This is a genomic window from Paludibaculum fermentans (assembly GCF_051172195.1).
Lineage (GTDB): Bacteria > Acidobacteriota > Terriglobia > Bryobacterales > Bryobacteraceae > Paludibaculum > Paludibaculum fermentans_A.
In genome coordinates, this window is the sequence record NZ_JBPJAQ010000001.1 from 6,176,830 (window position 1) to 6,194,852 (window position 18,023).

General features: G+C 60.7%; 19 protein-coding genes. 17 read left to right on the forward strand and 2 right to left on the reverse strand.

The genetic code is table 11. The features are described from left to right. Nucleotides 1-747: 747 nt before the first annotated feature. The 13 genes from ACR9Y2_RS24840 to ACR9Y2_RS24900 all read left to right on the forward strand — a co-directional run bounded on the left by ACR9Y2_RS24840 (nt 748) and on the right by ACR9Y2_RS24900 (nt 13,306). Entirely contained in the window at nt 748-1,575 is an 828-nt protein-coding gene (locus ACR9Y2_RS24840) for a flagellin (RefSeq protein ID WP_435044387.1), read from the forward strand. A gap of 891 nt (nt 1,576-2,466) precedes the next feature. After that, nucleotides 2,467-3,294 (forward strand): flagellin, encoded by an 828-nt coding sequence (locus ACR9Y2_RS24845; protein WP_435044388.1) that lies wholly within the window; start codon nt 2,467-2,469, stop codon nt 3,292-3,294. Between the two features lie 1,056 nt (nt 3,295-4,350). Then, nucleotides 4,351-5,175 carry a flagellin gene (locus ACR9Y2_RS24850; protein WP_435044389.1) on the forward strand — a complete coding sequence of 275 codons (825 nt, stop codon included), beginning with the start codon at nt 4,351-4,353 and terminating at the stop codon, nt 5,173-5,175. A gap of 112 nt (nt 5,176-5,287) precedes the next feature. After that, nucleotides 5,288-6,628, forward strand: coding sequence for a flagellar filament capping protein FliD (gene fliD, locus ACR9Y2_RS24855; RefSeq protein ID WP_435044391.1), 1,341 nt, complete (start codon nt 5,288-5,290; stop codon nt 6,626-6,628). 49 nt (nt 6,629-6,677) lie between these two features. Continuing rightward, nucleotides 6,678-6,947, forward strand: coding sequence for a hypothetical protein (locus tag ACR9Y2_RS24860; RefSeq protein ID WP_435044392.1), 270 nt, complete (start codon nt 6,678-6,680; stop codon nt 6,945-6,947). A 116-nt stretch (nt 6,948-7,063) separates the two neighbouring features. Further along, the gene (locus tag ACR9Y2_RS24865; RefSeq protein ID WP_435044393.1) at nt 7,064-7,402 is read left to right on the forward strand and encodes a flagellar basal body rod protein FlgB; all 339 of its coding nucleotides are present in this window, start codon (nt 7,064-7,066) and stop codon (nt 7,400-7,402) included. Next, nucleotides 7,399-7,836, forward strand: coding sequence for a flagellar basal body rod protein FlgC (gene flgC / locus ACR9Y2_RS24870; protein ID WP_435044394.1), 438 nt, complete (start codon nt 7,399-7,401; stop codon nt 7,834-7,836). The genes ACR9Y2_RS24865 and flgC overlap by 4 nt, the downstream gene beginning before the upstream one ends. Before the next feature lie 20 nt (nt 7,837-7,856). Then, nucleotides 7,857-8,174 (forward strand): flagellar hook-basal body complex protein FliE, encoded by a 318-nt coding sequence (gene fliE / locus ACR9Y2_RS24875; protein WP_435044395.1) that lies wholly within the window; start codon nt 7,857-7,859, stop codon nt 8,172-8,174. A gap of 17 nt (nt 8,175-8,191) precedes the next feature. After that, nucleotides 8,192-9,823, forward strand: a complete 1,632-nt coding sequence (gene fliF, locus ACR9Y2_RS24880; RefSeq protein ID WP_435044396.1) for a flagellar basal-body MS-ring/collar protein FliF — start codon at nt 8,192-8,194, stop codon at nt 9,821-9,823. Next, the gene (gene fliG, locus ACR9Y2_RS24885; protein WP_435044397.1) at nt 9,823-10,839 is read left to right on the forward strand and encodes a flagellar motor switch protein FliG; all 1,017 of its coding nucleotides are present in this window, start codon (nt 9,823-9,825) and stop codon (nt 10,837-10,839) included. The genes fliF and fliG overlap by 1 nt, the downstream gene beginning before the upstream one ends. Further along, entirely contained in the window at nt 10,829-11,488 is a 660-nt protein-coding gene (locus ACR9Y2_RS24890; protein WP_435044398.1) for a FliH/SctL family protein, read from the forward strand. Before fliG ends, ACR9Y2_RS24890 begins: the two co-directional genes overlap by 11 nt. 20 nt (nt 11,489-11,508) lie before the next feature. Continuing rightward, nucleotides 11,509-12,846: a FliI/YscN family ATPase gene (locus ACR9Y2_RS24895; protein ID WP_435044399.1), complete on the forward strand. Its 1,338-nt coding sequence runs from the start codon at nt 11,509-11,511 to the stop codon at nt 12,844-12,846. A gap of 7 nt (nt 12,847-12,853) precedes the next feature. Beyond that, entirely contained in the window at nt 12,854-13,306 is a 453-nt protein-coding gene (locus tag ACR9Y2_RS24900) for a hypothetical protein (protein WP_435044400.1), read from the forward strand. Nucleotides 13,307-13,314: 8 nt separating this feature from the next. Here ACR9Y2_RS24900 and ACR9Y2_RS24905 read toward each other — a convergent pair whose 3' ends face one another. Together ACR9Y2_RS24905 and ACR9Y2_RS24910 are read right to left on the reverse strand one after the other, a co-directional pair. Further along, nucleotides 13,315-13,785 (reverse strand): bacteriohemerythrin, encoded by a 471-nt coding sequence (locus tag ACR9Y2_RS24905; RefSeq protein WP_435044401.1) that lies wholly within the window; start codon nt 13,783-13,785, stop codon nt 13,315-13,317. An 87-nt stretch (nt 13,786-13,872) separates the two neighbouring features. Next, nucleotides 13,873-14,820 (reverse strand): diguanylate cyclase domain-containing protein, encoded by a 948-nt coding sequence (locus ACR9Y2_RS24910; protein ID WP_435044402.1) that lies wholly within the window; start codon nt 14,818-14,820, stop codon nt 13,873-13,875. A gap of 492 nt (nt 14,821-15,312) precedes the next feature. Here ACR9Y2_RS24910 and ACR9Y2_RS24915 point away from each other — a divergent pair, with 492 nt between their 5' ends. The 4 genes from ACR9Y2_RS24915 (at nt 15,313) to ACR9Y2_RS24930 (ending at nt 18,018) form a co-directional block, all read left to right on the forward strand. After that, the gene (locus ACR9Y2_RS24915) at nt 15,313-15,930 is read left to right on the forward strand and encodes an outer membrane beta-barrel protein (protein WP_435044403.1); all 618 of its coding nucleotides are present in this window, start codon (nt 15,313-15,315) and stop codon (nt 15,928-15,930) included. Between the two features lie 17 nt (nt 15,931-15,947). Then, nucleotides 15,948-16,283 (forward strand): hypothetical protein, encoded by a 336-nt coding sequence (locus ACR9Y2_RS24920; RefSeq protein ID WP_435044404.1) that lies wholly within the window; start codon nt 15,948-15,950, stop codon nt 16,281-16,283. Nucleotides 16,284-16,319: 36 nt separating this feature from the next. Next, on the forward strand, nt 16,320-17,468 hold the full coding sequence (locus ACR9Y2_RS24925; RefSeq protein WP_435044405.1) for a diadenylate cyclase: 1,149 nt from the start codon (nt 16,320-16,322) through the stop codon (nt 17,466-17,468). Between the two features lie 151 nt (nt 17,469-17,619). After that, entirely contained in the window at nt 17,620-18,018 is a 399-nt protein-coding gene (locus ACR9Y2_RS24930; protein WP_435044406.1) for a TraR/DksA family transcriptional regulator, read from the forward strand. The last annotated feature ends 5 nt before the right edge of the window (nt 18,019-18,023 follow it).

The following is an 18,023-nucleotide window of genomic DNA, read 5'->3' on the forward strand; positions in this document are numbered from 1 at the left end:
GTTCCTCCGCCGGCTCCTTCCACTCCCCGCCTCTTTCCTCGCTCCCTCAATGCACCCGGCAGGCGCTCCGCTTGCGGCCCCGCCTGGAAGGCCATCCTTACTATTGTTGCCCTCGCCTACCAGCGCCATCGGCCAGGCCGAAGCTGGACGGGGCTGTCCAGACAGCGCCAGACGCGGAGGCCGCCAGGGACGGGCCGCTGCCGCGGATGGTGCGGGCAGAAGTTTTAGCGAATTATCTCTCTAATTATGGTTTGTCTAATTCATCGCTATATATAGTGTCAGAAACTTGACGATTTTGACAGAGTGTCAAAAAACTGACGCTGATGACTGTAATCGTTACTCGGTCGTCCGGAATAGAGAAAGAACGTCTACCTAGAGCGGAGGCTTCGAGTACTACCGGAGCATGCCTTGCCCACGGTTTGGCGGCGAGCTGGGCCTGTGGAGTAACAGCATTACAATCAATTACTTAGGATGGCAATGGAATGGCTGGAACAGCACCTGTTGTGGGTCTTGGGACGGCGCGGCTAGAGGGTACACCCTATGCCGGCCGGTGGCGGGACTGAGAGCACTTGATTCTCGGGGGGCTCAGATATCGCAAGTCTGTGGCCAAGTTTGAGGAGAAAGTTCCTGTCAAGCAATTTAATAAAATCACTCAAGCTATTCGAGGTTCTCACGACAACATGAATGTCCTCGGCGAGTTGAACAAGCTGGACCGGGGATACTAAAAACAAGAAGGAAGAGAATAAAATGTCGATCTCAATCCAAACCAATAGCGGCAGCCTGATGGCGCTGGACAACCTCCGTGTGAACACCGACTTCCAGTCGAAGACCATCCAACGGCTGACCTCGGGTTACCGTATCAACGCTTCCGGCGACGATGCCGCCGGCCTGGCAGTGGCCAACAGCTACCGGACACAGGTGGCAGAACTGAACCAGGGCATCCGCAACGCGAACGACGGCCTCAGCCAGCTCCAGATCGTAGACGGCGGTTTGAACAACATCACGAAGATGGTGGACCGGCTGCGTGTTCTGGCGACCCAGGCCGCATCTGACACGTTCAAAGGCGACCTCGCCACGGTGGATAACGAATTCAAGGCGATCCGGACGGAAATCGACCGTCAGGCCGCCAACATCGGTCTGATCACCGGCGGCGCCAACGCGCAGACCGTGGAAGTGTATGTCGGCGGCGGCAGCAATCAGGCGAACTCGATCGTCACCCTCGACCTGACTGCGACGAGTCTGGTGGACCAGGCCGGCCTCGGCATCGATTCCGATGACCTGCTCTCCAAAGCGACCGCGAAGACCGCGCTGGACAACCTCGCGCTCGCCACGGCCACCCTCGGCACCATCCAGGGACAAGTCGGTAGCAGCCAGAACAAGCTGCAGTATGCCGTGAACCTGGCGTCCTCGCAGTCCACCAACATCGCGGCCGCAGAGTCCCGCATCCGTGACGCAGATATCGCTGCTGAAGCTTCGAACCTGACCAAGGCGCAGGTGCTGGCGCAGTCCTCCATGGCCGCCCTGGCGCAGGCGAACTCGGCTCCGCAGAACGTCATGACCCTCCTCCGCCAGTAGTAGGCGCGGGCCGGTCGATCGCGGTGAGATAAGACCGCCCCGTTCAACTTGCTACGCAGCAGTCGAGAGAAAAGCTGTTGCGGAGTGCTGAAGGTCCAATCATGATAGGCAACGCTTTGCTCTCCGCGCCTGGAATTAGGCGAAGGCGCGGATGGGCCGGACGATGCACGGGACCGAAGCACAGCAGGCAGGTTGCAAGCGGCCGTGAAGAGCCACGGGGTAGTCTTCCGTACTGAAATCACAAACCCATCCAGGTTTGACAGGGAGATCGTCCATTCGGACGAGGCTGGGCATGGAGTGTGCCCGGAGTGTTGGTGGAACGCGCCAACCGTCTCCGCGAGAACTGTATCCAGGGTTTCAGTACCCTTCCAGCGAGGAAGTGAAGTCTTCAGGCATTCCGGTGGCGCGGCCCGCCAGCCGTTCCCGTCCGGCAGGCAGATAGGGCTTGCCGGCGAAGATGGCCGCTCTCATGTTCCGGAGGCACTTACTACAATCTGTGCGGGCGGTTCGCCCATGCGGTGCGTGGCTTCCTCCAACGTCCTTCTCAGCAACGGCGAAAAAGTTGATGGCCGGCTGGCATTGTGCACCAGTCCGGCGCCGGACTCCTTGGATTCCGGTGGCTGCCGGCTCCATTTGTTGAGCCCGTCCACCAGGCGGGTAAGGCAGGTGAGTTCCGCGGAGGCGTGGGTACGCCGCTGCGAAAGCAGCCTGGAGACAGGCCGGGCAAGTATCCCCCTGGCGCACCGTCCCGAATTGGCGAGGTATTCGCCAATCTTGACGAGAATTAACTGATTTACTAAAGGAATTCCAGGTGGACACGACAATTCACTCATCCTCGAGCGCTTACCCGGCAGGGGCAGGCGGAAGCAAGGGGATCACGGGAGTGAAGAATTGTCGATCTCGGTTCAAACGAACACCGGCTCTCTGCTGGCCCTGGATAACTTGCGTATGAACACGGACTTCCAGTCCAGGACAATCCAACGATTGACCTCGGGCTATCGAATCAACGCATCGGGTGACGACGCAGCCGGCCTGGCCGTAGCGAACAGCTACCGCACAGTGGTGGCGGAACTGAACCAAGGTCTCCGCAACGCGAACGACGGGCTGAGTGAACTCCAGATCGTGGATGGCGGCTTGAACAACATATCCAAGATGGTGGACCGGTTGCGAACACTGGCGACCCAGGCGGCATCGGACACCTTCGTGGGAGATTTGAGCACCCTCAATGACGAATTCAATGCGATCAAGACGGAAATTGACCGGCAGGCCGCCAACATCGGGTTGACCCCGGAGGCGCCCAACGCCAGGAGTTTGGAAGTGTATGTGGGCGGGGGCAATACCCAGGCGAACTCGATAGTGACCCTGGATTTGACCGACACCAGCGTAGTCGACTCCACCGGGCTAGGGATCAATGGCGACAACCTGACGGGCAAGGCTGCGGCGAAGGCCGCGCTGACCCACCTCACCACCGGCATCACTACCCTCGGAACAATTCAAGGCCAGGTCGGCAGCAGCCAGAACAAGCTGCAATATGCGATCAACCTGGCAGCCTCACAGGCGACAAACATAGCGGCGGCCGACTCGCGAATCCGTGACGCGGATATAGCTTCGGAAGCGTCGAATCTGACCAAAGCGCAGGTGTTGCAGCAGTCGTCGATGGCGGCGCTGGCACAGGCGAACTCCGCACCGCAGTCGATTTTGACGCTGTTGCGCCAGTAGGAATAAAGACCGGAGCGCGATGGGGTGGCCCATTGTGCGAGTCCAGGCGGACGGACCCGCGTGAGCGTGGGTACGACGATTGGGCTGACCAGGCTCGCAGATCGCCGGCAACGAACGGCAGGTCAGCCTGGACGGTCAGAACAATTTATGTTTTTGGCTTCGCAGGGGGATCATCCCGCTGGATCGGGTCCTCTGGGACAGCCCGCATGGGCAGACCAAAGGCCCGTTAGGATTCCGACGGTTATCCCCGCGACATTCTGACGAAGCCTAGGCCGCGGGCCGGGTTTCCGGCTCCGCGGCCTAGATATTTTCGGGAAAGGAGAACAGGACAGGACTACAGAAAGTGGGGCGTGGATTGGCGCCTGGCGGGTCGACTGGCCCGGCTATGCCTGATTTGTGTCCAGCGTGGTGTGAATTCCAAGCAGCTGGCGGCTTGTCCCGGGCTCGAGCAGATCGAGTCAGCAGGGTGAAGTGTGCCGGCGCAGGCCGGAACAGCGAGGGCGGAGCTTCGTCGAAGCTCTAAGTCTTTGTATTCCGGGGGATAGAGCGTTCCTGGAGCTGGCGGGCCGGCGCCTGGGGCAGCTCGGTCCTATTGGTATCTGGTTGGATCCCGGCGAATCAAAGGATGCGTCCGCATCCCTCGCTATTTGTGTGCGCGGTCCTCGCGTACACCCAAATTCCCTCAAACATAGCCACCCGTGTGCGACAAAGGACTAAGTAAATGCATAGGCAGTACCACTTAGGCGGCAGCGGCGGGATCAGGATCCGGATCCGCCTGGTTGGCCGGCCAGCGAGTGCTCCTTATAAAGAAGATGTCGAAGCGCACGAACCTTTATATGCAAGCAGGCGGCCAGGACCGGACGAGCCGGCTGGTGCCGTGCCTTGGAGCTTGGACGATCGGATGACGGCGCTGAGCGCCCCCTTCAAATTTCTGTCAAGAGCCTAAAGAAATTTCTTAAAGGAAATTGGGTCCCTTGCGACAACATGAATGTCCTCGGCGAGCTTAAAAGGATCGACCGGGAATTCAAAAAAAGAAATTAAAAGGGGAGAGTAGAAATGGCGATCTCAGTTCAAACCAATACCGGCTCTTTGATGGCGCTGGACAATCTGCGTACCAACACCGACTTCCAGTCAAAAACCATCCAACGGCTGACCTCGGGCTACCGCATCAACGCATCCGGCGATGACGCGGCTGGTCTTGCCGTGGCCAACAGCTACCGTACGCAGGTTGCCGAGCTCAACCAGGGCATCCGCAACGCGAACGACGGCCTCAGCCAGCTCCAGATCGTCGATGGCGGCCTGAACAACATCTCCAAGATGGTGGACCGGCTGCGCACACTGGCGACCCAGGCTGCTTCCGATACGTTCACGGGCGACCTGACCACGCTGGACGACGAATTCACCGCGATCAAGACTGAAATTGACCGCCAGGCTGCCAACATCGGCCTGATCACCGGCGGCGACAATGCCAAGGCCGGCGAAGTGTTTGTGGGCGGCGGCGACACGCAGCTGAACTCGATCGTGACTCTCGATCTGACCGCGACCAGCGTTGTCGACTCGGCCGGTTTGGGCGTCGACGGTGACGACCTGACCAGCAAGGCGAATGCGAAGACGGCTTTGACGAACCTGACCGCGGCCACTGCGACCTTGGGCACGATCCAGGGCCAGGTCGGTAGCAGCCAGAACAAGCTGCAGTATGCCGTCAACCTCGCGTCTTCCCAGTCCACCAACATCTCGGCTGCCGAGTCCCGCATCCGTGATGCTGATATCGCTGCTGAAGCTTCGAACCTCACCAAGGCTCAGGTTCTGCAGCAGTCGTCGATGGCGGCCCTGGCGCAGGCGAATTCGGCTCCGCAGTCGGTGCTGACCCTGCTCCGGTAGTACTTTCGGTTTGTTCTTGATCAATTTGGGGGCCGATCTTCGGATCGGCCCCATACGTGCATTGTCAGTTGGTTTGGATCGCCGCCCGGCGGGGATGCCAGGAGAGTAAGATATGTCTTCGAGTAGTGCAATTTTCAGCGGTAACAGCCGCTACGCGAGTGACTTTCAGTCAGTGATCGAGCGATCCGTCGCGATCGCGTCGATGCCATTGACTCAACTCCAGAATCAGCGGAGCAATACCGCCAGCGAACAAACGGCGATCAGCAGTCTGGCCTCCAAGTTCTCGACGCTGCGAACTGCGCTGGACAATATTGATTCGGGTACGACAGCCGCACCGACGGCGACGCTGAGCAAATCGGAGGTTGCCCGCGTGACGGCGGCCTCTGGTGCGCTGCCGACGGAAATGAACCTCGAGGTGATCAACCTGGGGTCCTATTCGACATCGTTAAGTAATGATGGCTTGACCAAGGTGACCGATCCCACATCGCAGTCGATCACCAGCGATGAAGTGGTGACGCTCACCATCAATGGGGTGCCGATGGAAATCCATCCGCCGGTGGGCAGCTTGAACGCGTTGGCTCAGGCGATCAATGAAAAGGGCGGCGGTGTGCAGGCCTCGGTGGTGAACATCGGTGGGCCTGGGGCAGCGGATTACCGGCTGGCGCTACGCAGCACCGACCTGGGCGGGGTGACGATCGATCTTGCTGATTCCACAGGTAGCATCGCCACTCAGTACGCCACAGGCACAACCGCGCAATATCGCGTGAACGGCTTCCCCGCGACGGCGGTGGACAGCACTTCGCGCAAGGTGACGATTGCTCCCGGTGTGACGGCGGAATTGGTAGCGGTGGGTTCGACGGACATCTCCCTGACACCGGATGCGACCAAGCTGCAGGATTACATTTCCGCCTTTGTGACTGCTTTCAATGCAGCGGGTTCTGAAATCGATACCCACCGCGGGCAGGGGACTGGCGCGTTGTCAGGACAGAGTCTGGTATCAGAACTGGGCAACACGCTTCGTCAGCTGATGAAGTTCGAAACGACCGGCTCGACGATCAGCAATCCGACTGACCTGGGCTTGTCGCTCGATCGGAACGGCACGCTGCTGTTCAACACTGCCACGTTCGCCACTGCTTTTGCCGACAACAATGATGCTGTTCGGGGCTTCCTGGGCGGCGAGAGTTCCGGTGGATTCCTACAGAGCATGAAGGCCACGCTGGACACGGTGGATGGGCTGACGGGCGGGGTATTGACCGATGCCTCCAGCCAGGTAGCCAAGACGCTGGTGCGGCAAGACGATCAGATTGCGGAGATGCAGAACCGCATCGACGTGATGGAGACGAATCTGAAGGAGCGCATGAGCGCGGCGGACGCGGCGATTGCCCTTTTGGAACAACAGGTTACGCTCATAACGGGGCTCTTCAGTGCCAGCGACAGTAACTCCAACAATTAACTCCGGCATCACACCGGAAGAGCGGTGGCAGGCTTATTACGAGACGTTGATGGCGGCGCTCCAACGCGATGACATGCAGGGTGCGCTGCAGCAGGCGGAACAGGTAGCGGCGGCGGTGCAGCGGTATCTGGCCGAAGCGCCGACGGCGGAAGCGCGGGCCGATCGGGCGGAGCGACTCTTTCACCAGCTAGAGGCCGCGCGCCGGTCCGCGATTGCCACACGGGAATTCCTGCGGAAGCAGGTTCAGACGGTCAAACCCACCACAGCGTACGCGTCCCAGGGCGGGGGCGAACACAAGCCCTGGACCACCAGCTTATAGGCCATTCGTCAGAATCTTGACGGTGATCGTCCGGTTGCTGACGGCGAGAGTGGTTGCAAAGCCCATCCGACTTAACAAAACTCACTTGGCATGCTGATTGCATGGAAGTGAGTGTTATGGTCGACAAACTCGCTGAAGGTATCGAGCGGTACATGGATCTGGTGGCCCTGCGCCAGCGCCTTGTCAGTGCCAACATCGCGAACGCGGAGACCCCCAACTACCGGACCAAGGACGTTGATTTCGCGTCCCAAATGCAGTCCGTGCTGGAAGGGGACCAACCCAAAATCTCGGAACCCGCGGGTCTGGTGGCCAAAACAGACGGTAACAACGTCAGCATGGAGCGCGAGATGCGCCTGCTGTCTGAGAACGCGATGCGTTTCCAGATTGCATCCACACTCCTGAAGACCGAAGTACGCCAACTTAAGACAGCCATACAGGATGGTAAGGGCGCATGAGCCTCTTCACCGCACTCTCCGTCAGCGCCACCGGGCTTTCGGCGCAACGCCAGCGCGCCGAACTGCTGGTGGAAAACCTGGCAAATTCCGAGACAACCCGCACCGCGGACGGCGGACCGTATCGCCGCAAGGACGCGGTGTTCTCCACAGCCTCTGTCGATACTCCCTTCCAGTCGATGTACGCGTCCGAGCTGGGGAACCAGGCGTCGGGCGTACAGGTGAGCGAAATCATCACCGACACACGCGAACCGGAGCGCCGCTACATGCCGGGGCATCCCGATGCCGATACCGAGGGGTATGTGAAGCTGCCGAATGTGAATCCGGCCGAAGACATGGTCGACCTGATGAGCGCGTCGCGCAACTACCAGGCCAATGTGACGGCGATGAGCGCGGTGAAGGACATGATTCACCGTTCGATCGATTTGCTGCGGTGAGTGGCAGGGGAGGACTTTAGATGATACCGCCAGTGACATCGATGGCGAGCATTCCCGGGATTGACAACATCTCCGGGATGGGGTCGGCCAGCCAGGTTACGTCGACCGGACCGGTCAGTCCGGAGTTCGGAAACCTGCTGGAAATGGCGATCGACCGGGTTGAGTTGTCGCACAATACGGCCGAAACCGCGGTGAATCAGTTCGTCAGCGGGGAAGAGAACGAAATCCACTCCACGGTGATGGCGGTGCAGCGCGCGGAGTTGGACTTCGAACTGGCCCTGCAGGTGAAGAATAAAGTCGTTTCGGCCTATCAGGAAATCATGCGGATGCAGATCTGAGGCCGCACTAGGAACCAATGAATCAACTGCGCAGCATCTACGCTTCCCTCACGCCGAAGCAGCGGGGCTCCATCGTCATCATTTGTCTCGCGATCATTGCCGGGTTCTTCTATATCTCCCGCTGGCAGCACGAGCGCGGCTTCGAACCTCTATATAAGGAACTGACCAGCGAGGACGCATCCGCCGTGGTGGCCAAGCTCAAAGAGCGGGGCGTTGAGTTCCGCCTGGGCGAAGGCGGTACGTCGGTGATGGTGGCTTCTGATAAAGCCGCCGAGATGCGGCTGGAGATGGCCGGCGCCGGCCTGGTGCGCAGCGGGCGCCCGGGTTTCGAACTGTTCGATAAGGTCAATTTTGGCGTCACCGACTTCGCGGAGCAGGTGAACTACCGGCGGGCGCTGGAAGGCGAGTTGGAACGGTCTGTGGTTTCGCTGGCGGAAGTGGAGAAGGCGCGGATCCACCTGACCTTTAAGCGCGAATCGGTCTACACGGAAGCTCGGCAGCCGGCGAAGGCGAGTGTCCTGATCAAGCTGAAGCCTTTTGCGAAGCTTTCGCAGCAGAATGTGCAGGCGATTGCCCACCTGATTTCCAGTGCGGTGGAGGGCCTGAGCCCGGATTCCGTCTCGATCCTGGACATGAACGGCAATCTGTTGGGCCGGCCGCGGCGGACTCCGAGCCAGAGCGGGGAAGAGCTCAACGACTACACGCTGGAGTATCAGCAGACGGTCGAGAAGCAACTGCTGTCGAAGATCAATTCGACGCTGGAACCGCTGTTGGGGCCGGATCGTTTTCGCGCCGGGGTTTCCGCCGATTGCGACCTGACGAGTACAGATGAGAGCGAAGAGATCTTCGACCCCGAGCGGTCCGTCATGACCAGCAGCCAGAAGAGTGAAGACAGCTCGTCCCATACGCCGGCGGGCGGAGTGCCGGGCACGGCGGCGTCGCTACCTCGTCCTTCGGGCGAAGGCGCGAAAGGTCCGGTGGGTACCTCGCGCAAGACTGAAAACGTCGCCTACCAGACCTCACGCAAGGTTCGTCATCGCAAGACCCCGCAAGGCTCGCTGCGGCGCGTATCGGTATCGGTGCTGCTGGACAATGAGGTGGAGTGGCAAGGCCAGGGCGCCAACCGGAAAAAGGTGATTGTGCCGCCGACGCCGGAACGTGTGAAGTCGATCCACGACCTGGTGGCGGGCGTAGTGGGTTTCTCGCAGGAGCGCGGCGACCAGATCGTGGTGGAAGTGCTGCCGTTTGAGATGAATCTGCACGGCGACCCGCTGGCCGACCAGGCCCCGGCTCCGGTGGCCAAGGATTGGAAGTCCAAGATCACGAATGTGATGCAGGACCAGAAGCAGCTCGTCCCGTTGAGCGCAATTTTAGCCGCGGTGTTCGTCCTGGGTGTCGGAGCGTGGCAGTTCCGCCGATATAAGAAAGCAAAGAAGGCGCGCAAGTCCACGGTAGTGGAAGCGATGCCGGCCCTGCCCGCCGCGACGGGTACTCCTGGTGCCCTGGCCGAAGCGATGCAGGAACAGCAGGCGCTGGAAGCCGAGGAGGTAGACCCGGTGGCCCGGCTGCTGATGCTGGTGGACGAGAAACCGGAGCAGTGCGCGATTGTGCTGAAGCAATGGTTGGCTGAGCAGGAAGCGGGAGCGTGATGAAGCCAGCAACTGAACCAAATCCCGGCGCGAGAAAAGTGGCGGTGCTGATGGCCGCCCTGGGCCTGGAAGCGAGCTCGAAGTTGTTGAAGCAGTTGGAGCCGGATGAGATCCGGATGGTCAGTGCGGCCCTGAACGCTCTGGGGCCGGTGCCCGTGGACGAAGCACACCTGGTATTGCAGGAGTTCGAAGAGAAAGCCTCGACGCGGCAGATCATGGGCTGCGGCGGGCCCGGCTACACGATGAAACTTCTGTCGGGTACCTTTGGCGAGGAGTTCGCGCGGCAAACTGGCCTGGCCTTGACGGGCGAGGAAGTCAAGAAGACAGCGCTCGACCTGCTGGCCGAGGCGGACAGCGAACAACTGGCGCGAATCCTGGAACCGGAACATCCCCAGACTGTGGCGCTGCTGATGTCGGCCATGGCGCCCGATGCGGGTTCGAAGATCGTCTCCTCGTTCAGCCCGGAACGGCAGTATGACGTGTTTACCAGGATGGCGGTGATCGACCAGTCCGATCCGGCGATGATCGAGCTGATTGCCGAGTCGTTGCTGCAAAGGCTGCCGGCGGGCGGCGCCCCTCAGAAACAGAGGGCCAGCGGTGTACAGTTGGCGGCCGAACTCATCAACCGGCTGGATCCAGAAGACGGAGTGCGGGTGTTGGATTCGGTGGGCTCGCAGGCGCCGGAGCTGGCGGAATCGATCCGGCGGCTGCTGTTTGTATTCGACGACATCCTGAAGCTGGACGCGAAGGCGATGCGCGAGCTGATCTCGCGAGTGGACCGCAAGCTCCTGGTTCTGGGTTTGAAGGGCACCAGCGAAGAGATCCGGCAGAAGTTCCTGGGTTCGATGTCGAAGAACGGCGCTTCGATGCTGCTGGAAGACATCGATGCGGCGGGTCCGGTGAGGCTGCGCGAAGTGGAAGGTGCGCAACAGCAGATTATTTCCGTAGTACGGCAGATGGAAGCCGAGGGGCTGATCGATTTGCGGTCGGCGGGTGCGGAAGAATATGTCGTCTAGAGTTCTGGACAGTTCCGCCGGAAAATCGGTCCGGCCCTGGTTCGAACGGCAGGCGAATGGCGGACACGGTCCGACTGCGTTGTTTGCCAAGGAGCCGGTGAAGCCGGAAGTGGAGCGGCGCGCCGAGGCTCGCAAAGAAGTGGATGAGATCCGCCTGCAAGTGGAGGCGGTGAAGGCGCAGGCTTTCCAGGAAGGTGTCGCGGCGGGTCAGGCGGCGGCGCGGGCGGAAGCGCAGGAAGAACTGCGAGTGGTGCTGGACCGGCTGGCGGTTTCCTCGGCTCAACTCGCGAGTCTCAAGCACAAGCTGCGCAAAGAGGCCGAGCACGAGATTCTCAAACTGACCTTCGCCGTAGCGCGGCGTATCGTGCGGCGCGAGCTGTCCATGGACGCCGATACTGTCCTGGGTTTGCTGAACGCCGGATTGTCGAAGATCTCAAAGAAAGACCTGCAGAAAATCCACGTGCATCCGGGCCATGTCGAGCAGATCCGGGCTGCTTTGGAGGAAGAGGGCGTGATGACGGCGGAAGTGGTGGGCGACAATGCCCTGGCTTTGGGTGACATTCTCTTTGAAACCAAACAAGGCGAGTTGGATGCCCGCCTGGAGACGCAGTTCTCCGAGATTGAGAATGGGTTCGCTGACCGGATGTGATGGGAGTGGGAACGGAGACGATGGTTGCCGAACGCCATTTGCCTGAGCGGTTCAGCGCCGACCGGTATTTGAGTCACCTCGACTCGATTGAGCCGCGTTGTTGGAACGGCACGGTCACACGGATGACCGGGTTGCTGGTGGAATCCCGCGGTCCGGCTACGGCGGTGGGCGATTTCTGCTGTGTGCACACTTCCACTGGCCGTACATTCCTGACTCAAGTAATTGGATTCCGCGAAGGTGCCGTATTGTCCATGCCGCTGGAAGAGCCGACGGGCTTGCGGCCGGGCGACCGGATTGTGGCGCGCAGCGGGCAATCGTTGCTGCACGTCGGGCCGGGCCTGCTGGGCAGGGTGCTGGACGGGCTGGGGCGGCCGATCGACGGCGGACCGAACATCGAAGCCGAAGATCATTACAATCTGTACGCCGCACCTCCGAATCCGCTGCAAAGAGCGATGATCACTCGCAGGGTGACCACCGGAGTGAGGGCCATTGACGGATTGCTGCCGTGCGGCGAAGGCCAGCGGATGGGCATTTTCGGCGGCAGCGGCGTAGGCAAGAGCACGCTGCTGGGCGTGATGTCCCGCGACAATTCGGCGGACGTGACGGTGATCGCCATGGTGGGCGAACGCAATCGCGAGGTAAAGGCCTTTCTCGAGAATGAACTGCGGGGGGATGCCCGCAAGCGGTCGGTGGTGGTGGCGGCGACGGGCGACCAGCCGGCTCCGGTACGAATCCGGGCGGCCTATGTGGCCCTCACCGTGGCGGAGTATTTCCGCGATCAGGGCGCGAAGGTGCTGCTGATCATGGATTCGGTGACGCGTTTGGCGATGGCGCAACGCGAAATCGGATTGGCGGCGGGTGAACCACCCAGCCAGCGCGGCTATACTCCGTCGGTATTTGCCTTGCTGCCCCGGATTCTGGAACGGGTTGGCAACTTTGACCGCGGCTCCATCACGGGCTTCTTCACGGTGCTGGTGGAAGGTGACGATTTCAACGAGCCGATCTGCGACGCGGTGCGCGGCATTCTGGACGGACACATCATTCTTTCGCGTGAGATGGCGGCTTCAGGCCACTATCCGGCGATCGACGTACTGCAGTCGGTGAGCCGGCTGGCGACGGAGATTGCGGCGAAGGATCACCTGGCGGCGGCGCAGAAGGTGAAGGAGTCGCTGGCGGTATACCGGCGATCGGAGGATCTGATCCTGCTGGGTGCGCACGTGAGTGGAGTGAACGCCAAGTTGGATACGGCGATTGCGCGACGGGAGGAGATCCTGTCGTTTCTGAAGCAGAAGCCGGATGCGCGGGCGCGCGAAGACGAAACCTTAAAGCGGCTGACAGCGTTGGCGTCGACGTTGTGAGGCGGGCATGAAGAAGTTCTCCTTCCGCCTGGAATCGGTGCTTCGTTACCGGGAAACGCAGACCAGGCAGCGTGAAGCGGAACTACAGCAACTGCTGGCGCGTCGGGTTCGTTTGGTAGCCTTCCTCAACGATGTGAGGGCGCAGCGGGCTGAGGCGCAGAAGACGGGACGTACGGATGGGGTGAGCGGCGGGGTCTTACAGTTGCTGCACGACTACATCGAAGCGTCGAGGCGCCAGGAGCAGTTGGTGCTGGGGCAGATTGCGGGTGTGGACCGGGAGATTGAAGCGTCTCGCAAGCGGCACCAGAAGGCGCGGAGCGATGAGAAGCTGCTGGAAACGCTGCGATCGAAGGCGCTGGAGTCGTGGCGGCTCGAGAGCCTGCGAGAGGGCGAAATCCTGGCGGGTGAAAGCTATCTGGCCGGACTATACCGGCGGGAGAGCGGCGAATCGGAAGGGTGAATGTCCCGTTATGAGGCAACGGCCTCGAGGAGCCGGGGCAGTTCCAATTTGTGCGTGGGGCGTAGCACCGTCAGCCGTTCATGCATTGGTTTGGCACGCAGGACCAGCGAGTGATCGAAGCTGCTGATGTGGGATTCGAGCCAATCGCCCAATTCTTCAGTGAGTTCGCGGACCAGATTCCGGTCGGCCAGGATGACTGAATCCTCCAGAACGGCGACGCGGTGCTGGAACTCGGCATGTTCCATCAAGTGGCTGCAGGCATTGGGGTCTTGGGTCAGCGCGATGAAGTTTTCTTCACCCCGAAACAGCAGAGAGGCATAGCAGCAGAGGTCTCCGGCGAGGCCTTTCATGACGCTGGTGTGCGAGTTGAAGGCGGCTGCTTCGTGTAGGCGCCCGAGGATCTCAAAGAACATGTAGTGCTGCCGGTCGATGTCTTCAATACCGAGTGACATCTCCTTGCGCCAGTTCAATAGGTTCATAGTCTCCTGAGGTTCCTTGTGTACCTTGTCGACGAGGAATGGCTCAGTTTGAGAATTTCTTGAGATTTTTTTCAGGGAGCGCAGAGATCAGCCGAGGCGGATGAGGTTGCCGCCGCCGGCGACGGATTTTGCGGCCAGGGCGCGGGCGCGCAGGATGACGGCATTGGCGGTATCTTCGCCGCGAACGAGGGTGGCGCCGAGGGACGCGGTTACGTTGACGAGCCTGCCCCACCAGCTGAAGCCGGATTTTTCGATGAGGTCCTTGAGGCGGGTAGCGACCAGTTCGAGGTCGGTGGGCTGCTTGATATCGACAATGACCACGAAGTGGTCGTCTTCCCAGTGGCCGACGAAGTCGGTGACACGCAGGCAGTTGTCCATGGTTTGGGCGACCATGCGCAGGACGCGGTTGCCGCCGTCGGGACCGAGCTGCAGGGTGATCTGATTCAAGCCGTCAATGTCCACATAGATCAGGCCGGTGAGGCGGCGTTTAACCTTGGAGAATTCGATCGCCTCGTCGATGCGGACTTTGGTGAGCACCCGATTGCGAACGCCGGTGTCTGCCTGGATGAATTGGGCGTCGTTGTAATCGCGGCGGCGGCGCTGGCGGACCGGGCTATTGCTGCTGCGCTCGAAGACCTCGACTGCGCCGATGCACTGCTGCTTTTCGTCGAAGATGGGCGTGCAGGTAATCCAGACGGGGACGCGATGGCCGCCTTCATGCAACAGGAAGACTGTTGTGCTGCGGGGTTGGCCGGTGCGGATGGTGGCTATGAGGGGGATCTCTTCGTTGCCGTATTTGCGGACATTGGGTCCACAGTATTGCAGGAAGTGGCACTCGCGGCCCATGACATCCTGGCGTTTGTAGCCGGTGAGTTCCTCAGCGCCTTTATTCCAATAGGTGACGACGGCGTTGGCGTTGACGAAGTAAACACCTTCGGCTATGCCTTCGATGATCTGCAGCAGGATGCCGCGGCTCTGGGTGGGGTCGGAGTCGCGAACAGCCTGGGCCGCGTCGACGCCTTTGCCTAGCGGCATGCTGGAGCCTCCGGCCGGCGCGCAATCACGAAACTCTCGGCGATCGATGGGAAATCGTCAGCATTGCGCATGATTCACTTGCCTCATTGCAGGGACCCGCCCTGGTGGAGCAGGCCGGACGAGCTTGCGCCCCAGCCGAAAGTCCCGCTTAAGTCCCATCCCTCTACAGAAGCCCCAGGACTGTTTCGCCCGATTTGTCCCGGATACCTGGCAGGCCTGAATGCGGCTGCCCCTCTCCACAAGGTCAGGTTAGCAGAATGTCATACGAATCACCGTAGACCGCATCCATTGCGAAGTACTACGTGCGGAGGCGGGTAAATACCGCGTGCACAGGATGGGCGGGTGGCGGCGGAGGGCGTAGGCTGGAACCAGTTCGAAAGTTCTCCACCTTGCAGCCGTATGAGAACGGGCAAGGCGGGTACAAGTTGTAAGCCCGCTTAACGGGCGCTGGCAACTAGCGGACAAACTCAGCGTCGCATGGAGGCGACCTTCATGGTCAGACTGACTCAAACAGCAGTCGTGTGTCTACTCTTCTGTCTCACAGCGATGGCGCAGGAATTCTCGAAGTACACGTTTGAAGGCGGCGGAGGATTCTCGGCGCCCTCAGGCGCGGCTTCCGACCGTTTCAATACGGGTTGGAACCTGTTGTTTGGCGGCGGATACCGGTTCACGAAGAACATTTCCGGCATGCTGGAGTACCAGGTGGACCGGTTTTCGCTGACGAACACATTGCTGCAGAACAACAACCAACCGGACGGCTTCAACACCTACTGGGCTTTCACGCTGAATCCGCGTTACGACTTCCATCCCAAGGGGCATATCAACCCGTACGTGACAGCCGGGTATGGGATCTACCATCGCAGGCTGGCGTTCACGGATCCGTCGCGGGCGACTGGGTACTGCGATCAGTTTAGTGGTTACTGCTATAACAGCGGTGCTCCCGTGGTGGCGGACTTCACCAACTTCAAAGCCGGATACAACGTGGGCGGTGGTTTGAACTATGCGCTGGGCGACAGCGGCATGAAGGTGTTCACCGATGTCCGATTCAACCGATTTATCGCTCACAACACGAACGACTGGGTGAGCGTGACCTTTGGCCTCAGATTCTAGACAGGAAGGTAATTGAAATGTCGAGATTCCTGATAGTTCTAGCGATTTCGGGCTTGTGTGCCGGGGCTGCCAGCGCCGGCACCAAGACATATCACGTGAATGTTCCTGAGAAGGTCGTCGTCGGCTCGGCCGAATTGAAGCCGGGTCCTTACCGGATGAAGCTTGAGGACAACTCGGCGGTCTTCATCGGGGAGGACGCGAAACAAGGCGTGGTTGCACGGGTGGAGGTGACCACGGAGAGCAAAAAGTTCGAGCGCACGGAGGTGAGAATTTCCAGAGGCAGCGGAGACTCGGAAAGGATGACAGGCATTGATCTTGGTGGAACGAAGCTGAAGCTGGTGTTCCCGAACTAGGGGGGGAGCACCGAGCGAGACGAGAGGATTGCCTGAATGCACCGCTGGCAGCAGATGGTCGATCTCGCAATCGTGGCGGTGTCGGTTTATGTGTTTCTCCGCTGGACGGCGGAGAACCGGCTGCGAGTGATGCTGTTGGGGACCTGTGGGTTGTTCGGTCTATCGGCGCTGGCCTCGCGGATGGACCTTCCGCTGGCCGGCTGGGTGTTCGAGGCATTTGGCTTCGTTGCGCTGCTTTTCCTGGTCATCATTTTCCAGCCAGAGCTGCGGCATCTGGCGATGCGGACAGAAGGCAGGTTCCGAAGGCCTTCGCGCGCGGGCAATCCAGCGCTGGCCCACACGGCGGTGGCGGATGCCGCGTTCACCCTGGCGCGCCAGAAGACGGGCGCTTTGCTGATTGTGGTCAGGCAGCACTCTATTCGAGAGCTGGCCGGCGGCGGCGTGGAGATTGGCGCCACGCCCTCGTCCTCGTTATTGCAGGCGATGTTCCACAAGAATTCCCCGATTCACGATGGCGGGGTTGTGATTGAGTTGGACCGGATCACGCGGGCCGGGGTTCTGCTGCCGTTGACGCACCGCACCGATCTGCCTGCCCAATTCGGCACGCGGCACCGGGCGGCGCTGGGCATCAGTGAACGGTGCGACGCGAAGGTGGTAGTGGTCTCTGAAGAGCGCGGGGATGTGACGCTGGTGCACCGTGAGAGCTGGCGCCATGCCGCGGCCGAGGCAGACCTGATCGCGTTCCTGCGCCATGGGGAAGAGGCTCCGGCGCCACGTTCGAGGCCCAGTCTGCGCGGCGTGGTGTTCGGACACCTGAAACAGAAGCTGGCCGCGCTGGCGATCACGGGGCTGGTGTGGGCATTCTCCTTTGTGTCGTCGGGCGCCGCGATCAGGGAGTTCCAGGTGCCCGTGGAGTTCACAAATCCACCAGCCGGCATGGATGTCTCCAAGCCTTCAGCGACACAACTGGAGATGCGTGTGAGGGGTCCACGTTGGGCTGTGGAGGCGCTGCGGCCGGAGCAGATGACGGTGCGGTTCGATTTGAGCCGCGCGGGCATGGGCGCGACGCGCCTGGCGCATCCCAGTGACGTGGTGAACCTGCCGCCGGCGGTCTCAGTTGAATGGTTGCGGCCGGACGAAATCACAGTGACTCTCGTGCCGGCGCGGAGTAGGCGGCTGAACTAGTTTGTGGAGGGCGCCGCCGGGTGAGGGGATCCCTGGAAACCAGGATCGGAAAATACTGTGGAGACAGGATAGTGCGGAATCCGGCACCTGCCCTAGGATGGGGACAAATCAGAGAAGTTCCACAGTGGTTTGAGTGGAGAAGGATGCGGTGATGAAGACACTGGAGTCTCTGCGGCCCAAAGAGATCCTGATGGCGCGGGCGCGCGAACTGGAGCGGATATTGCGCAGCCGGGATCTGACGATCGAGACGTTCGCCGACCCGCTGGATGAGATTCAGCAGGCGGCCGAACTGGAACTGGCCATCGAGACGGCGGACCGGACGTCCGCCAAGCTGGCCGAGATACGGATTGCGCTGGACCGGCTGGCGGACGGGACATACGGAATCTGCAGCGATTGCGACGAGGACATTGCGCCCAACCGGCTGCACGCAGTGCCGTGGGCTTCACGCTGCATTCGCTGCCAGGAGGCGTTTGAGGCGCTGGGCGAAGGAGCGCCAGCCGAATTGGACGACGCTCCGCAGAGGGTCAAGCGACTGCAGGACGCCGCCTAGCCGGG

What these genes read in the sequence shown, in the direction of transcription:
- ACR9Y2_RS24840 (WP_435044387.1), top strand. Translation starts at nt 748, where the DNA reads ATGTCGATCTCAATCCAAACCAATAGCGGCAGCCTGATGGCGCTGGAC.
- ACR9Y2_RS24850 (WP_435044389.1), top strand. Translation starts at nt 4,351, where the DNA reads ATGGCGATCTCAGTTCAAACCAATACCGGCTCTTTGATGGCGCTGGAC.
- fliD (WP_435044391.1), top strand. Translation starts at nt 5,288, where the DNA reads ATGTCTTCGAGTAGTGCAATTTTCAGCGGTAACAGCCGCTACGCGAGT.
- ACR9Y2_RS24860 (WP_435044392.1), top strand. Translation starts at nt 6,678, where the DNA reads ATGGCGGCGCTCCAACGCGATGACATGCAGGGTGCGCTGCAGCAGGCG.
- ACR9Y2_RS24865 (WP_435044393.1), top strand. Translation starts at nt 7,064, where the DNA reads ATGGTCGACAAACTCGCTGAAGGTATCGAGCGGTACATGGATCTGGTG.
- flgC (WP_435044394.1), top strand. Translation starts at nt 7,399, where the DNA reads ATGAGCCTCTTCACCGCACTCTCCGTCAGCGCCACCGGGCTTTCGGCG.
- fliE (WP_435044395.1), top strand. Translation starts at nt 7,857, where the DNA reads ATGATACCGCCAGTGACATCGATGGCGAGCATTCCCGGGATTGACAAC.
- fliF (WP_435044396.1), top strand. Translation starts at nt 8,192, where the DNA reads ATGAATCAACTGCGCAGCATCTACGCTTCCCTCACGCCGAAGCAGCGG.
- fliG (WP_435044397.1), top strand. Translation starts at nt 9,823, where the DNA reads ATGAAGCCAGCAACTGAACCAAATCCCGGCGCGAGAAAAGTGGCGGTG.
- ACR9Y2_RS24890 (WP_435044398.1), top strand. Translation starts at nt 10,829, where the DNA reads ATGTCGTCTAGAGTTCTGGACAGTTCCGCCGGAAAATCGGTCCGGCCC.
- ACR9Y2_RS24895 (WP_435044399.1), top strand. Translation starts at nt 11,509, where the DNA reads ATGGTTGCCGAACGCCATTTGCCTGAGCGGTTCAGCGCCGACCGGTAT.
- ACR9Y2_RS24900 (WP_435044400.1), top strand. Translation starts at nt 12,854, where the DNA reads ATGAAGAAGTTCTCCTTCCGCCTGGAATCGGTGCTTCGTTACCGGGAA.
- ACR9Y2_RS24905 (WP_435044401.1), bottom strand. Translation starts at nt 13,785, where the DNA reads ATGAACCTATTGAACTGGCGCAAGGAGATGTCACTCGGTATTGAAGAC.
- ACR9Y2_RS24910 (WP_435044402.1), bottom strand. Translation starts at nt 14,820, where the DNA reads ATGCCGCTAGGCAAAGGCGTCGACGCGGCCCAGGCTGTTCGCGACTCC.
- ACR9Y2_RS24915 (WP_435044403.1), top strand. Translation starts at nt 15,313, where the DNA reads ATGGTCAGACTGACTCAAACAGCAGTCGTGTGTCTACTCTTCTGTCTC.
- ACR9Y2_RS24920 (WP_435044404.1), top strand. Translation starts at nt 15,948, where the DNA reads ATGTCGAGATTCCTGATAGTTCTAGCGATTTCGGGCTTGTGTGCCGGG.
- ACR9Y2_RS24925 (WP_435044405.1), top strand. Translation starts at nt 16,320, where the DNA reads ATGCACCGCTGGCAGCAGATGGTCGATCTCGCAATCGTGGCGGTGTCG.
- ACR9Y2_RS24930 (WP_435044406.1), top strand. Translation starts at nt 17,620, where the DNA reads ATGAAGACACTGGAGTCTCTGCGGCCCAAAGAGATCCTGATGGCGCGG.